Below are 14,531 nucleotides of genomic sequence, written 5' to 3' on the forward strand. Positions count from 1 at the left end.
CTGCGCCGGGCTGATCCGGCCGGTATAAATGGCGCGCTTGAGGGCGTTAACAGCCTCGCCCCGATTGAGCACCCGGCGCAACTCGTTCCTGAAAGCGTCCTTGACAAAGTAGTCAGCCAAAAACGCCGTACGCAGCAACCGCCCCAATTGCACGCCAGCCTCATAGATTGGATCGCCCTGGGCGGCAGAACCGAACCGCGCAAGAGCTGCCACCGCACTGGCATGTCCGCTCATGACCGAGGCTGCCAGGTGCACCAGACTATCCCAATGCTTTTCGATCAAAGCGACGTCGACATTGGCTTCGCACACCGCAGCGATTTCTGCGGGCACTTTGGTGCCGCGTGGCACAAAGAGGTGGCGCTGTTTGAGTTCCTTCAACCGCGGGCAAAGATCAAAACCAAGCAAACGGGCATGTGACATGGCAAAGTCGGTGTAGCCATGGGTATCCACAGCAAGCTGGCTGGTCTCCAGCTTTTCTTGGCGGATGACACCTTCAATGGCCACGCCCGCCTGGCGCTCATTGAGCACAAAGGGCTGCGCATGGAAGATGCCCCACCGGTCTTTTACATGGGAGTAGATTCCAATGGAAGGTGTGTTGCGCCGAGGATCAAGCCGGGCTTGCCACACCCGTTTGGTGGTCTCCATGCTCATCATGTCAGAAGATGCCAAATCGGACCGCCCCCAGGTGGCGGCAATCGGGTGTCGCTGCATGAATTCCAGCACAGCCTGGCAGGCCTGGCTCAGACGCCGTTCGTCCCGCGCCCAGCGCATGGCCTGGCGAATGCTGGTGGCAGACAATTGCGGAATCATGCGCGCGCATTCGACCGCAGTCAGACTGGTGCCGTGGGCCATGATGCCGGCATAGACCATCAGCAGCTCGTCGGTAGAGCGCGGCTCACGTCCGAGCATGATCCAGCTAAAGCGCACCTGGGCGTCAACGGCCAGAATCACTTCCGGCAATTGAACCTCACCGATGCGGTGATCCAAAGCCGCGCGCAGCTTGGTCACTTCTGGGTCTTCGTCCTCTGCGGGCAATGGCGACAAATGGAGTTCATCATCCACGCGCAGTACGCCACTGCGGGCTGCAGCGGCCACCGCATCGACACCGGCAGTTACTCTGGCCAGCAAAGGCTTCAAGAAAGTGGCAGCCTTGCTGGGTAACGATAGACGGGCATAGTGTTTCTTGGACTCTGCCTGCCAACGCTCGTCCGTGAAGAACAAGCGCGCACGACCCCGAAAGCTCAGGCTGTGCTCAATCCAGACCGAGCCATTGCGCACCGCGCGGCGCAGGGCAAACAGGGTGGCCACCTCCAACGCCTGAAACGCCCGTTCCCGGTCTGGGCTGGAGATCGAAACCTGCCAGATCATTCCCAGACTTGGTGCCACCACTTCAACTGGCAGCTTTCTGGATCCTTTGAGATATAAAGCTTGCAGCTTGGCAAGGTACTCGATGGCAGGATGCTCGCCGGTGGCCTGCCAGGGCAGCTTTGCAATGGCGACGAGCAACGACCGCACGGGGCGAATTCCATCAATCAATCCCTCGCGGACCAGGGAGGCCCTGCTCGGTGGTTTGCGTTTCTGGGTTTCGGTGATCAAGGCTTCAAGACGGGCACGCAACTCAGCATCTGGCACCGCACCTTGCGCGCTCAAGGCAACAAGTTCGCCGAGCAGCGTTTTGTACATTGCGGCCCAATTGACGGTAGCGGGGACATCGGCGGCAGCCTGACGCCACAGATCGGCGATCCGGCGCTGCACCATAAGGATCAACTGGTCTGTGGTGGTGAACAGGCAATACCGAAGAAAGCATGCGACCTCCACGGTGCGCGCTGGCTCTTTGATCTTGGCTCCGGCTGAGGGCGGCCTGGAGACAAGTCGGCGCGCGTAGCGGCGCAAGATGAGATCGGGGATGTCTGCCAGGTGCTTATGAACGTCCAGCGTGTAAAGCAGGTCGATGCGCTCCAGTACCTCGCTGATTTGGCGGGTTGAGTGTTTCGCCGGTGCAGCCCATAGCCAACTCTGCTGGGTTTGTCCATCTGGGCGCAGCTCTGAAACTGAGGCTCGCCAGCGATCAAGTGTTGCTGGATCAACGCTGGCGGCGATGGCGGTGCCTGTTTCAACTTCAAGCTGGGCAAGTGCCGCCGCAATCAGTGTCCGAATTGCCCGCTCGTGCACGATCACCAGCTTGTTCTTGTACAGCCATTGACGCGCCCGCACGAGTAGCTGATCGCGGTCGGCGCAGCGCGCCACTTCGTCGCGCAGTTCACGTACCAGTGAGCGGCGCTGGTGCTCGCTCATCCACTGGAATCCAAGGACCGTGCAGGCTACTTGTTGGTGATCGAATAGCGTGCGCCCGCGTTCATACATGGCTCTCAGCGAGGCGACTTCTGGTGCTGCAATGCCAAGCTCGTTGCCAAGGTGGCGCCACAAGGCTACTGGAATTACCCGAAAGGCACCGAGCAAACGCCCACTCATGCGCAGGAAACCAATATGGAGCGCCAGACCAAGCTTGTGGGAATCACCTCGGCGTGCATTGATTGCGTCGCGCTCGGCACCATCGAAGGTGAAAAATGCCTTCATCTCGAAGTCGCTGATATCGCGGGGGAGCCCACGCATCCCCAAAAACGTTGTGTGCCAACCCTGCATCGTGAACCTCAAAAGTGGGAGGCCACCATACCCGTTTACAAAGCGAACAGGAAAGTCAATGAAATCAACGGTCTACCCAGACCACCCCCGCGCCAGTGCTAGCTTTGCGTACCGTCACTTATTGCACTGAAAACGAGGAGACCCCGCCTCGGGCGCACCGTCGGCAATGCAGCTGCCCTGGTGCAGCACGGTGATGCGGTCGGCAATGGCGAACACCATCTCGATGTCGTGCTCGGTGAACAGCACCGCCACGCCGCGCTCCTGGTTGATCTTGCGGATCAGGCCGATGACGATGGCGCGCTCGTCGGGGCTCATGCCGGCGGTCGGTTCGTCGAGCAGCATCACGGCCGGCGTGCCGGCCATCGCGATCGCGAATTCCAGCCGCTTGCGGTCACCCGCGGCGAGCTGGCCGGCGATGCGGTCGGCCGCGCCGTCGAGCCGCACCAGCTGCAGCAGCGCGAAGGCCTCGTCGCGCTTCATCGGCGCGGCGCTGCGGAACATGCGCGTGCACAGGCCGTGCTGCGCGAGCAGCGCCATCTGCACGTTCTCGAACACCGTGAAGCCGCTGAAGATGCTGGTGATCTGGAACGAGCGCGCGACGCCGCGGCGCGCGGTTTCGTGCGGCGGCCGGCCGCAGATCGGTCGGCCGCGGAACAGCACCTGGCCGGCGCTCGGCGCGAGATGGCCCGAGACCACGTTCAGCAGCGTGCTCTTGCCGGCACCGTTCGGGCCGATCAGCGCGTGCACGCTGCGGTCGGCCACCTGCAGGTCGACCTGGCTCAGCGCGTGGAAGCCGCCGAAGTTCTTGCCGATGCCTTCGATCGAAAGGATGACGGGCGCTGCGCTCATTTCTGCGCCCCCACATTGCGCCGCCGCCGCAACGTGCCGACGATCCCGTCCGGCAGGAACAGCACGATCAGCAGCACCAGCGTGCCGAAGACCAGCAGCGGGTACTCAAAGCGGCTGGTGACCGCGAAATTGGTGAACACGAACAACGCGGCGCCGACGATCGGCCCGACGAAGCTGTTGATGCCGCCGGCCAGGGCCATCAGCACCGGGTCGGCCGACTGGCTCCAGTTGAGCAGGCCGGGAAAGGCCATCTGCTGCAGCGGTGCGCGCAGCCCGCCCGCGACACCGGCGAAGGCCGCCGCGACGACGAAGGCCTGCAGTTCCAGCCGGCGCACCGAGAGCCCGATGTAGGCCGCACGCTGGCGGTTGTCGCGGATCGCGCCGAGAGCGACGCCGAAGGGCGACTTCGTGACCCGGTAGATCAGCCAGATGCACAGCGCGACGATCACGAGGCTGAAGTAGTAGTAGTTGCGCGCCGACAGCATCCAGTCCGGCAGCGCCACCGGCAGGCCGTCGTCGCCGCCGGTGAAGGTGTACCAGCCGAGCACCAGGGTGAACACCAGTTGGCCGAAGGCCAGCGTGAGCATCGCGAAGTACATGCCGGTGACGCGCACCGAAAGCCAGCCGATCGCGAAAGCGCCGAGCGCCGCCACGATGGGCGCGGCCACCAGCCCGAGCCAGGGCGGTACGCCGTACTTGTTCTGCAGGATGGCGACCGCATAGGCGCCCAGGCCGTAGTAGGTCGCGTGGCCGAAGGACAGCATGCCGGCCTGCCCGAGCAGCAGGTTGTAGCTCATCGCGAACAGCGACATGATGAAGAAGTCGACCGTCAGGAAGGCGTAGCTCTCGCCGATCGCGAGCGGCAGCAGCGCGAACACGAGCGCGGCCACGCACCAGCCGATCGTGCTGCGCGACATGCGTTCGGGCCGGTCGATGGCGGCGGGCAGGGCGGTTCTCATGCGCGTGCTCGTCCCATCAGGCCGTGCTGCGGCCCAGCAGGCCCTGCGGCCGCAGCACCAGCACCGCGCACAGCGCAATGAAGATGAAGGCGATCGCCAGCTTGGGCGCGAACAGGATGCCGACCGACTTGGTCACGCCGATGATCAGCGCGCCGAGCAGGGCGCCGCCGACGCTGCCGACGCCGCCGATGATCACGACCGCGAAGCATTCGATGATGATCGAGCTGTCGATGCCCAGCGAGATCGAGCCCACCGGCGCCGCCAGGGCACCGCCCAGGCCGGCCAGCCAGGCGCCGAGCGCGAACACGCCGGTGTACAGGCGCGGCACGTCGATGCCGAGCGCGCCCACCATCTGGCCGTCGGCGACCGAGGCGCGCAGCACCTTGCCGAAGCGCGTGCGCGTCAGCAGCAGGTGCAGCGCGACGGCGATGACGGCGCCGACCACGATCAAGAGCGCGTAGTAGCTCGGGAAGGGCGTGCCGAAGATGTCGAAGGCGCCGTCGAGCGCGCCGGGGCGCGGCACCGTGAAGTTGTCGCGGCCCCAGATCATCTTCACGGCATCCGCCAGGATCAGCGTCAGCGCATAGGTCAGGATCAGCTGGTACTGGTGGGCGCGCGTGGCGATGCGGCGCAGCAGGAAGCGCTCGACCACCAGCCCGAGCAGTGCGACGATGAGCGGCGCCACGACCAGCGAGACGACGAAGCCCCAGGTTCCGTGGCCGACCCAGCGCGTGAGCGTGAAGCTCAGGTAGGCCGCGATCATGTAGAAGGAGCCGTGCGCGAAATTGGCGACGCGCAGCGTGCCGAAGATCAGCGTCATGCCCGAAGCGACCAGGAACAGCACCATGCCGCTGCTGACGCCGCTCAGGGCCTGGACCAGGATGCTCTGGAACATGCGCGCCGCGGCTCCTACTTGACGGCCGCGCGCGCGGCCGTGATCTCGGCCTCGCTGGGCCAGATCGATTCGGCGCTGATGGTCTTGACGTTGGTCAGGATCTTGAACGGGTACTTGTCGCTCTTGGCGACGGTGCCGATGTAGGAGCCGACCGTGCCCTGGTGATCGAGCGCCCGGAAGCTGATCGGACCGCGCAGACCGTCGTACTTGACCTGCTCGACCGCTTTGACGATGGCGTCCGATTCGAGCGAGTTGGCGCTCTTGATCGCCTGCGCGAGGATCTGCATGCCCTCGTAGCCCATGATCGCCCAGTCGGCCGGGTAGTCGTTGTACTTGGCGCGGAACTGCTCGGTGAACTTGGTCATGCGGTCACCCGTAAGCGCGAAGAAGGGCGCGCGCATCTGGGCGATCACGCCATCGGGCATCTCGTCGCCGAGCGCTTTCAGGTCGTCGAGGAACACCAGGCTGGCGACCTTGGTCTTGGTGAACACGCCGTAGGGCTTGCCCTGCTTGACGAAGCCGATCAGGTCGGCGCCCCAGAGGTACGAGAAGATGACGTCGGGCTTGGACGACATCAGGCTCGTGATGTAGCTGCTGTAGTCGGGCTCGCCGAGCTTCGGCCAGGCCTCGGAGACGATCTCGGCCGAGGGATTGACCTTCGCCAGCCAGTCCTTGAAGTACTTCAGCCCCTGGTGCGCGGCCTCGTAGTCGCCGCCGATGAAGGCGATGCGCTTGTTGCCGGGACCGATGGCGGCGGCCATGGCGCGCGCTTCCATGACGCCGGAGGGCACGACCGTGAAGACGTAGGGATGGAAGGTCTCGGTCGTGATGCGCGGCGAGTTCGGGATGGTCATCATGACCACCTTCTTGTATTGCTTGGCGACCGCCGAGACCGTCATGCCGACCGCGCTGCCGTCGGGGCCGATCAGGAAGTCGACGTTCTCGCGCGTGATGAGGTCGCGCGTGTGCGAAGTGCCGAGGTCGGGCTTGAGCTGCGAGTCGCGCACCAGCACCTCGAGCTTGCGGCCCAGCAGGCCGCCGCTGGCGTTGATCTGGTCGACCGCGAGCTGCACGCCGTTGACCTGCGAGCGCGCGTAGGCGGCCGCGATGCCGGTGAGGTCGGTGGTCAGGCCGATCTTGATGGGCTTGTCCTGCGCGGCCGCGGGGCCGGCAGCCAGCAGCGATAGGGAAGCGGTCGCGACCCCGATCGCCAGGGCGGCGAGGCGGGACCGGAAGGCGCGAGCGAAACGTTGAATTTTCACGGCGTTGTCTCCTGTTCTGGTGGTTGCCCGCGCCCTTGCCATGTGCAGCCGGCGGCGGTGCTCGATCTCGATTCTCTTATTTGAGTGAAGCTTCACTCAAATTTATTCTTGCGCACCGGCATGGCCCTGTCAAGGGTAGGGACCCGCTGGCCGGCCGGACGCTCAGCGGGCCGTGATGGCGCCGTCCACCGGCAGCAGCACGCCGCTGATCGCGCTGGCCTGATCGCTGCACAGGAAGAGGGCGGCGCTGGCGACTTCCTCGACGCGGATCAGGCGGCCGATCGGGATGCCGGCAGCCAGTTGCTCGATCGACGGCCCGACCGCGCCGGCCGGCGCCGCGCTCTTGCGGAACAGCGGCGTATCGACCGGGCCCGGGCAGAGCGCGTTGACGCGGATGCCCTCGGGCGCGAGTTCCAGCGCCAGCGTCGAAGCGAGTCCGGCGACGCCGTGCTTGGACGACCCGTAGGCGGCGAAGCCCGGGCGCACCATCAGCGACTGGATCGAGCCCGTGAAAAGGATGCACGGCGCGCGCCCCAGCCGTGCCGACTCGCGCAGCGCGGCCAGGCAGGCGCGGCTCATCAAGGCCGGGCCGACCAGGTTGGCATCGAGCACGGCGCGCAGCTCGTCGCCCTCGATCGTGTCGAGCGCGCCGCGCGACAGCACGCCGGCGTTGTTGTAGAGGATGTCGACGTGGCCGAAGCGCGCCAGCGTCTCGGCGACCACGCGCGCGTTGTCCGCGGGCAGGCAATGGTTGCCGTGCGCGGCGGCGGCGCGCGGGCCGAGGCGCGCGGCCACCGCTTCGGCCGCGGCGCCGTCGATGTCGGCCAGCATCACCTGCGCGCCTTCGGCGATGAAGCGCTCGGCCGTGGCGGCGCCGATGCCCGACGCGGCGCCGGTGATGATCGCGACCTTGTCAGACAGTGCGGCGGCCGGCATGGGGATTCCTTCGGGGTGCGGGTTTCGCGGTCTTGGTTGTCTTGGCGGCCTTGGCGGGTTTGCGCGCAGGCGCCGGGGTCTGCACGATCGGGCCCAGCAGCATGTCGACGCCCACGTCCACGTAGTCCTCGCGCTTGAACTGGCCCTTCAGGCGCCACGAATTGAGCGCCCAGGAATGGACGAAGACGACGATGTGGTAGGTCAGCATCGCGACGTCGACCGAGCGGAAGACGCGCGCCTCGATGCATTCGGTCACGCGCTCGGCGATCAGCGCCGTCGACTGCGTTTCCTTCGCCATCAGGCCCTTGGTTGCCGCCTTGGACAGCGAACGTGTCTCGCGATAGCCGAGCAGGGCGGCCTCGCGGTGTTCGTCGATGACGCGGCAGTAGGCATGCACCGCGGCCCGAAAGCGCGACAGCGGATCGGCGGCGGCCTCGACGGCGAGCGGGATCTCGCTCAGGTAGGCATCGAAGATCTGGCCGATGGCCGCCGCGAGCAGGTCTTCCTTGTCCTTGAAGTACTGGTAGATGAGGCCGACGCTCACGTCGGCGCTGTCGGCCAGGTCCTGCGTCGTCGTGCGGTGGAATCCCTTGGTGCCGAACAGCTCGAGCGCGGCCGTGAGGATCTGCTGCCGCCGCGCCTCGACCAGGCCGTCGACTTTCTTGCGCCCGCGCTTGCGTGGCAGGACGAGCGGGGAGGCGTCGGCGCGGGGCCCGGCGGCGGATGAATTGTTTGAATCGTGCCTCATTGAATTGAATATAAGGCGGGGGCGGCGCGCTGTCGATAGGGGCGAGTGAGAGGGTCCGCCACGCATCCTCGGGGCGGCCTAGCGTTTCAAGCGTTCCATCGCGCGCCTGAGTTCGGCGATCAGATCGTCGCGCCGCAGCTCGACCGATTCCTTTCGAACGCCCAGCGTGACCGCCATCTCCGGCTGTCCTTCCATCCGGGGCAGCCCCATCGCAAGGTTCGCCCAGCCGGGCCTCGGGTAGTCCAGACTCTGAGCCCATCCGCGTTGGCGGCACTCGCGCGCTTCGCGAATCAGCGCCGGAATATTGACTTGAACACCGTCAGCCGCCTCCGCGTTCGCGGCAGAGGCGATCCGTTCGATGTCCTCGTCGCGTTCGTTCGCCAGCAAGACCTTGCCGGCCGCCGACCTGCAGACTGGACGCAGGACGCCTGGCGGAAACCACAGCGCGTTGGTCTTCAAGCTCGGCAACAGCGACAGGATGAAGCGCACGTGAATGCCTTGGCGCAGTCCGACCATGACGCCGGCCTTCGTGCGCATCGCGAGGGCCTTCATGTCGGTCACGAAACTGTTCTTCGCGAAGAACGCCTCGTGCTGCCAGGCGCCCAGCAGCATGACGCGCAGCGTGGGACGGAAGAGGTGGTCTTTCTCGGAGAACGTGAGGTAGCCCATCGTCTCCAGGCTGCCAACCAGCATCGAGGTGCTGGATTGGGGATAGTCCAGCGCCGCCGCAATCTCGGTGATGGTGGCGCCCTTCTGCCTCGCGGCGAAGTACTCGAGGATCTCGATCGCCCGGAATGCCGACTTGACCGGCTTGGGCGATGAATCAAGGGTTTCTTCGCGCTTCGTCATCACATTCATGATGCCACTGGAAGGTGCTCGCCCTACGCTCAGCGCACGGTCCGCAAACGAAGGAGAACTAGACCATGTATCCCAAGAATTTCTGGTACGTCGGGGCGATGAAGCACGAGGTGGGGCGGCAGCTGCTGGCGAGAACCCTGCTGGAACAGCCCGTCGTCTTCTTCCGTCGCAATGACGGCAGTGTCGCCGCGCTGGCCGATCGTTGCAGCCACCGTCGCGTCTCGCTTTCCCTGGGGCGCCTGATCGGCGACGAAGTCCAGTGCGGCTATCACGGGTTGACCTTTGCCGGCGACGGTTCGTGCACGAGCATTCCCGGTCAGTCTCGCGTCCCACCGAGCGCCTGCGTGCGCTCCTATCCGGTGGTCGAGCGCGACGGATTCGTCTGGATCTGGCCGGGCGATCCGGCGCTCGCAAACGAAACGCTGGTGCCCGACTACGCGGAGATCTGCAGCTCCGGACGCTACGTCGGGCGGCCCGCCGAAGCCCTGCTCGTCGAGGCGCCCTTTTTGTTCAACATCGAGAACGTGCTGGACCTGTCGCATGTGACCTACGCCCATCCAGAGACCGTCGGCACGCCCGAAGTGGCGCTCACGCGCCCGACCGTCGACGTCAGCGAAGCCAAGGTCCAGGTGACACGCAACTGGGACAAGGCGTCCACCGGACCCTCGTTCAAGAACCTGTTCGGATGGGACTTCGTCAAGAACAGCCAACGCATCAGCTTCTGGCCCGGCGCCAACATGCTGCTGGAGATCGAGGTCGAACCGGTCGGCAACAACGACCCGACGCAGATCAAGCGGCTTCGGGTGCCGGGGCCCTGTACCCCCTCCACATCGACCACGCATTTCAAGTTCTCCGCGCTCTATCGCGACTTCCTGCCGGACAACGAGGCGCTGACCGTCGGCATGTTCGAGCAGTTCCGCAAGACCGTGATGGAAGACAAGGTGCTCATGGAGAACCAGCAGAGAAACTGGGCACTCGACGGCGTGGAAGTCATTCGCAGGATCGAGCCGTCCAGCAGCGGCGGAATGATGGATATCGCGGTGGATCACGCGCCGCTCGCCGCACGCCGTTGGCTTCAGCGGCTGGCGATGGCGGAACGGAGTGCGCCAGAAATCAAGGCCCCAGGCGTGTTGCAAGGCTAGGGTGCCTTTCCGTTGGGCCCGCCTGAATGCGCGGCGATGGTGAAGGCGGGCCACTGCCATCCGTCGGGGAGCGAGATCCAGGCGACCCGAACGGCCAGGCCCACGCGCAATCGCGCGGGATCGCAGTCGACCAGCCAGCTGAGGATTCGCGCGCCTTCGACCAGGTCGATCCATGCGTGCATGCGGGGGGCGTCGGCCGCCGCAGGGGTGTTCATGCGATCGACGGTCCAGCTTGCCAACACCCCGTCGCCGCTGACCTCGCGCCACGCCAGACGACGGCGCCCGGTGTAGACGCTGCCAGGCCGCGGATAGGCCTGCCACCGTCCTGTTTGCGTGCAGAACTGGACCAGCAGCCGGCGCTCGCGCGTGGCCGCCCAGAACGCCGCGGTGTCCATGTAGTGGCCGATGGCCACAGTCGAAGTTCGAAGACCGCTCATCGGTCCAGCACGAGCGCGCTGCTCATCATCCAGGCCCGGCCATAGGCGAGGCCGCCGATGCCCGTGACCAGCGCATTGCGCGGATCTTCGACCTGGGTTGCGCCGCCTTCGCCGAAGAGCTGGCGCACCGCCTCCACCAGGCCCAGTCCGCCGGCAGCCAAGCCTGGTTGACCCGCGGAGAGTTGGCCCCCGCCCGTGTTCAGCGGCAAGCCGCCGCTGAATCTTAGATCGGTCTTCTCGATGAAGGCGGCGCCCTCGCCCCGGCCGCAAAACCCCATGTGCTCCAGCTGCATCAGGACGGCGATGGTGAAGTCGTCGTACAGCTGCAGCATGTCGATCTCCTGCACGGTCAGGCCGGCCTGGCGCAGCGCGCGCGGACCGGCCTGGACGAAGCCCGACGCGAGCAGGTCGGGCGGCTGTTCCTGCACATCGTGGTTCGTGCGTTCGGCGTAGCCGGCCAGCCGCGCGCATTTGGACAATCCCATCGCGGACGCCGTCTCGGCCCGCATCATCAGGACGCCGTTCGCGCCGTCGCAGAACATCACGCTGTCGAGCAGGCGCAGCGGATCGGAGACCTTGCGCGACTTCAGGTAGTCGTCGAGGGCAAGCGGTCTTCGCAGCTTTTCGCATGCGCGCTCGTTCTCCAACGCGTGCCCGCGCTGTGTGAGCACGATCTTCCCCAGCGCGGCATCGAGCGCACCGTAGCGCTGTTCATAGGCGTTGTGCAGCAGCGCAAAGAAGCCGGGCGGGCGCGTCATGCCGGTCGGCGCGATGAACTCGTCGTGGTAGCCGCGGAACTCGGCGGCAAAGTGGGTGCTGGGAGCGTCGGCGCCCAGCACGAGCGCCACCTTGCAGTGCCCGTCGCGCAGCGCCGAAGCCGTTGCGGCCACGGCGGACAACATCGCGCAGCCGCCCGTGGTGCCGGTCGCCAGCCAGTCGAGCGCCAGTCCCAGCGCGTCCGACATGAAGGCCGCATGGAAGGGATTGCTGCCCTCGCTCAGCGCGGCCGTGACCGCCAGCCCGTCGATATCGGCGGGCGCGATGCCGTACTTGCGTGCGAGCTCGTCCAGGACGTCCGCCGCCAGGTCGTAGGCACTTCGACCCGACCCGAAGACAACGGGTGTTTCGGCATAGCCGCCGATGACGATGTCGGATGCCGCCATCCGGCCTACGCTGCCGCCGACGATGGCGCGATGCTGTCGATGTACTGCTGCTTGAGCTTGCGGCGCGCAATCTTGCCGCTGTCTTCGCGCGGCAGCACCGGCATGCTCAGCAAGAACCTGGGGCAACGCAGGCCTCCCAGTCTGTTCTTGAGCGTGGCCCGCATCGTTTCGAGGTCGACGCGCGCGCCGGCGTGCGGCTCGACCACGAGGACCAGGACTTCGCCGAGGTCCCGGTCGGCGATGCCGAAAGCGACGCAATCGCGCACCTCCGGCAACTTCATCGCTTCCTCTTCGAGTTCCGCCGGAAGTATGTTCACGCCGCCGGAGATCACCATGTCCTTCTTGCGATCGCTGATCCACAGGAAGCCGTCCGCATCCAGATGCCCGACGTCGCCGAGCGTGATCCACTCGCCGCGTCGAAGCTCCGTCAATGCCTCGGGCCGATTGTGGTAGGTCACCAGATCGGCAACGTCGGCGTGAACGAGGATCTCGCCCTTGTCGCCGATGGGCACCGGATGTCCTTCGTCATCGACGATGGCGATGCGGACGCCCTCGGGCGCCTTGCCGACGGTGCCTGGGTGCGACAGCCATTCCTCGGACGTGCAGGTCGCGATCACGCCGATCTCGGTGCCGGCGTAGTACTCGATGATGACCGGGCCCCACCAGTCGATCATGGCCTGCTTGACATCGCGCGGGCACATGGCCGCCCCATGCGTCACGGCGCTCAGCGTCGACGTATCGAAAGCGGCTCTGCGCGCCGGCGGGAGGTCGAGCAGCCGGCTGAACATCGTGGGCACCACATGCATGTGGCTCAGGCGATGGCGCTCGACCAGGTCGAGAAGATCATCCGCGTCGAAGCGCGGCTGAAGCACCAGGACTTCGCCGAAGCGCAAGCTGTTGAGCGCATAGACATAGGGTGCCGAGTGGTAGAGCGGCCCCGTCAGCACGGCCCGGATCGGCCGAATCTCTTGCCCGTGCGCCAGACGAACCCTCAGGCCGAACTTCGCCGCGAGCTCGGGCGTGCCGTTGGCGCGCTGCACGCCCTTCGGGCGGCCCGTCGTGCCGGAGGTATAGAGCAGACTGGCCGGCGCCGCGACCGGCAAGGCCGTCGAAGGCTCCGATGCCTGGAGCCAGCCTTCATAGTCGACCGTGCCCGGGTTCGCCGTGCACGACGCATCGGACAGCCGATAGGCCTGCCGGATCTCGGGCGGCGACGCGGCTTCCAGCACCTTGCAGGCCTCGGGCACCGCGGATGCAACGCCCTTGAGCAGATCGGTGTGCGCGACGAGCACACGCGCTTTGCAGTCCTCGAGGATGAAGGCGATCTCGTCCCGGTTCGCATGCCAGTTCAAAGGCACCGCAACGATGCCGGCGCGGTTCGCGGCCAGCGTCATTTCGAGCACCGGAAAGTCATTGCGCATGAGGATGGCGACGACATCACCGGGCCTCAATCCCCATGCCGCCAGGCCGCCCGCCGCTCGAAGGACGCGCTGCGCCAAGGTGTCGCCGTCCAGGCTACGGCTGCCGCTGATCAGGGTTGCGTACATCTTGTGGGGCCTTCGCGAAAAGGGCGTGCGCCATGGCGTGCGCTAGACGACGGCATCGTCCAGGGTGGTCGCCCGGCGCAGCTCACGCCTGGCCGAGATGTCGTACCTGCGTCCGCGGTGAAGAACGCAGCGGTTGTCCCACATCACCAGATCTCCCACGTTCCAGCGATGCCGGTACACGAATTCCCGCTGTGTCGCGTGCTCGAGAAGCTCCGCAAGCAGCATCCGGCCTTCGGCCACCGGAAGGCCTTCGACGTGGCTCGCGTGCGCGCCGATGAAGAGAAACTTGCGCCCGGAGCCGGCGTGGGTTCGAACCAGCGGCCAGTTGACCGGCGGCATGGCATTGCGTTGCGCTTCCGAATAGTCGGTGTCGCCGAGCAGGAAGCGGGAGTTCAGTGCGTAGTGCTCGGCACGCAGCCCTTCCAACTCGGATTGGAGGTCCCGAGGCAGCGCGTCGTATGCCGCACGCATGTCGCAGAACTCGGTGTCGCCGCCCGACGGCGGAACCACCACCGCGGAGAGCATCGAGTAGCGGGCAGCAGGTTGCTGAAAGGAGCTGTCGCTGTGCCAGAGCTGGTTCGCGAAGTTCCCGACCACCTCGCGCGCATCGCGTTGCGCGACCTTGCCGTCGAGACTGACGTTCGAGATGTCCGCCAACTCCGCGTACTTGAATCTCGAAGGTCTTTGATTGACCTTGATGAAACCGCCTTCGAGTGGCCCGAAATTGCGCGCGAAGGCGATCTGCTGATCCTGACTCAGGGGCTGCCCCCGGAACACCAGCACCGACTTCTCGTCCATTAGCCGTTCGATCTCTCGGACCTCGGTCGAACCCAAGGCCTCTCGAAGGTCGATGTCTTCGACCCCTGCGGCGAAAAGAGGATGAAGGGGATTTGCGACGACGCTCACTTTTTTGCTCCTTTTCTAAGAGACTGTTTCAAAAAGACGGCTCAGCGCGCCTGAAGATGTTCCAGCAGACGAGAGAGCAGCCGAGTTTTATCATGGCGGTAGTCTAGAAATGCCGGGCCATATGGTCTAATACCTTCCATCAGCGCGAGCGATACGGGATCGGTATGGCTCTCCGGCAGCCGGAGC

At 65.6% G+C, this 14,531-nt stretch carries 13 protein-coding genes; 1 reads left to right on the forward strand and 12 read right to left on the reverse strand.

Annotated elements, in window-relative coordinates:
- From BUE39_RS32920 to BUE39_RS32955, 8 genes are all read right to left on the reverse strand, one after another.
- A partial coding sequence (locus BUE39_RS32920) for a Tn3-like element IS1071 family transposase (RefSeq protein ID WP_073432882.1) occupies window positions 1-2,643 on the reverse strand: 2,643 nt, incomplete at its 3' end.
- Window positions 2,644-2,757: 114 nt separating this feature from the next.
- Window positions 2,758-3,492, reverse strand: coding sequence for an ABC transporter ATP-binding protein (locus BUE39_RS32925; protein WP_011178409.1), 735 nt, complete (start codon window positions 3,490-3,492; stop codon window positions 2,758-2,760).
- Complete coding sequence (locus BUE39_RS32930; protein WP_011178408.1) at window positions 3,489-4,451, reverse strand: branched-chain amino acid ABC transporter permease; 963 nt, start codon at window positions 4,449-4,451, stop codon at window positions 3,489-3,491. The genes BUE39_RS32925 and BUE39_RS32930 overlap by 4 nt, the downstream gene beginning before the upstream one ends.
- Before the next feature lie 16 nt (window positions 4,452-4,467).
- Window positions 4,468-5,346 carry a branched-chain amino acid ABC transporter permease gene (locus BUE39_RS32935; RefSeq protein ID WP_011178407.1) on the reverse strand — a complete coding sequence of 293 codons (879 nt, stop codon included), beginning with the start codon at window positions 5,344-5,346 and terminating at the stop codon, window positions 4,468-4,470.
- Window positions 5,347-5,360: 14 nt separating this feature from the next.
- Entirely contained in the window at window positions 5,361-6,608 is a 1,248-nt protein-coding gene (locus BUE39_RS32940) for an ABC transporter substrate-binding protein (RefSeq protein ID WP_011296187.1), read from the reverse strand.
- A 162-nt stretch (window positions 6,609-6,770) separates the two neighbouring features.
- Window positions 6,771-7,544 (reverse strand): SDR family NAD(P)-dependent oxidoreductase, encoded by a 774-nt coding sequence (locus BUE39_RS32945; protein WP_011178405.1) that lies wholly within the window; start codon window positions 7,542-7,544, stop codon window positions 6,771-6,773.
- Window positions 7,522-8,292, reverse strand: coding sequence for a TetR/AcrR family transcriptional regulator (locus BUE39_RS32950; protein ID WP_049796619.1), 771 nt, complete (start codon window positions 8,290-8,292; stop codon window positions 7,522-7,524). The genes BUE39_RS32945 and BUE39_RS32950 overlap by 23 nt, the downstream gene beginning before the upstream one ends.
- 78 nt (window positions 8,293-8,370) lie before the next feature.
- Window positions 8,371-9,141, reverse strand: a complete 771-nt coding sequence (locus tag BUE39_RS32955) for an IclR family transcriptional regulator (protein WP_041680900.1) — start codon at window positions 9,139-9,141, stop codon at window positions 8,371-8,373.
- Window positions 9,142-9,215: 74 nt separating this feature from the next.
- On the opposite strand from BUE39_RS32955, the gene BUE39_RS32960 reads away from it, so the two are divergent.
- Complete coding sequence (locus tag BUE39_RS32960; protein ID WP_011178402.1) at window positions 9,216-10,292, forward strand: aromatic ring-hydroxylating dioxygenase subunit alpha; 1,077 nt, start codon at window positions 9,216-9,218, stop codon at window positions 10,290-10,292.
- Here the strand turns inward: BUE39_RS32960 and BUE39_RS32965 are convergent.
- The 4 genes from BUE39_RS32965 to tfdA are packed head-to-tail and all read right to left on the reverse strand — an operon-like array spanning window position 10,289 to window position 14,345.
- A complete protein-coding gene (locus BUE39_RS32965; RefSeq protein ID WP_011296186.1) occupies window positions 10,289-10,729 on the reverse strand; it encodes a Zn-ribbon domain-containing OB-fold protein in 441 nt (146 codons plus the stop codon). The genes BUE39_RS32960 and BUE39_RS32965 overlap by 4 nt on opposite strands.
- Window positions 10,726-11,892 (reverse strand): thiolase family protein, encoded by a 1,167-nt coding sequence (locus BUE39_RS32970; RefSeq protein ID WP_011178401.1) that lies wholly within the window; start codon window positions 11,890-11,892, stop codon window positions 10,726-10,728. Before BUE39_RS32970 ends, BUE39_RS32965 begins: the two co-directional genes overlap by 4 nt.
- A 5-nt stretch (window positions 11,893-11,897) precedes the next feature.
- Window positions 11,898-13,439, reverse strand: a complete 1,542-nt coding sequence (locus BUE39_RS32975) for an acyl-CoA synthetase (protein WP_011178400.1) — start codon at window positions 13,437-13,439, stop codon at window positions 11,898-11,900.
- Window positions 13,440-13,481: 42 nt separating this feature from the next.
- Window positions 13,482-14,345 carry an alpha-ketoglutarate-dependent 2,4-dichlorophenoxyacetate dioxygenase gene (gene tfdA / locus BUE39_RS32980; RefSeq protein ID WP_011178399.1) on the reverse strand — a complete coding sequence of 288 codons (864 nt, stop codon included), beginning with the start codon at window positions 14,343-14,345 and terminating at the stop codon, window positions 13,482-13,484.
- Window positions 14,346-14,531: the final 186 nt, after the last annotated feature.

The organism is Paraburkholderia terricola, from assembly GCF_900142195.1.
GTDB classification, from domain to species: domain Bacteria; phylum Pseudomonadota; class Gammaproteobacteria; order Burkholderiales; family Burkholderiaceae; genus Paraburkholderia; species Paraburkholderia terricola.

Bases quoted from the DNA above. Each gene is read 5' to 3' on its own strand.
- BUE39_RS32925 (WP_011178409.1), bottom strand. From the start codon at position 3,492: ATGAGCGCAGCGCCCGTCATCCTTTCGATCGAAGGCATCGGCAAGAAC.
- BUE39_RS32930 (WP_011178408.1), bottom strand. From the start codon at position 4,451: ATGAGAACCGCCCTGCCCGCCGCCATCGACCGGCCCGAACGCATGTCG.
- BUE39_RS32935 (WP_011178407.1), bottom strand. From the start codon at position 5,346: ATGTTCCAGAGCATCCTGGTCCAGGCCCTGAGCGGCGTCAGCAGCGGC.
- BUE39_RS32945 (WP_011178405.1), bottom strand. From the start codon at position 7,544: ATGCCGGCCGCCGCACTGTCTGACAAGGTCGCGATCATCACCGGCGCC.
- BUE39_RS32950 (WP_049796619.1), bottom strand. From the start codon at position 8,292: ATGAGGCACGATTCAAACAATTCATCCGCCGCCGGGCCCCGCGCCGAC.
- BUE39_RS32955 (WP_041680900.1), bottom strand. From the start codon at position 9,141: ATGACGAAGCGCGAAGAAACCCTTGATTCATCGCCCAAGCCGGTCAAG.
- BUE39_RS32960 (WP_011178402.1), top strand. From the start codon at position 9,216: ATGTATCCCAAGAATTTCTGGTACGTCGGGGCGATGAAGCACGAGGTG.
- BUE39_RS32965 (WP_011296186.1), bottom strand. From the start codon at position 10,729: ATGAGCGGTCTTCGAACTTCGACTGTGGCCATCGGCCACTACATGGAC.
- BUE39_RS32970 (WP_011178401.1), bottom strand. From the start codon at position 11,892: ATGGCGGCATCCGACATCGTCATCGGCGGCTATGCCGAAACACCCGTT.
- BUE39_RS32975 (WP_011178400.1), bottom strand. From the start codon at position 13,439: ATGTACGCAACCCTGATCAGCGGCAGCCGTAGCCTGGACGGCGACACC.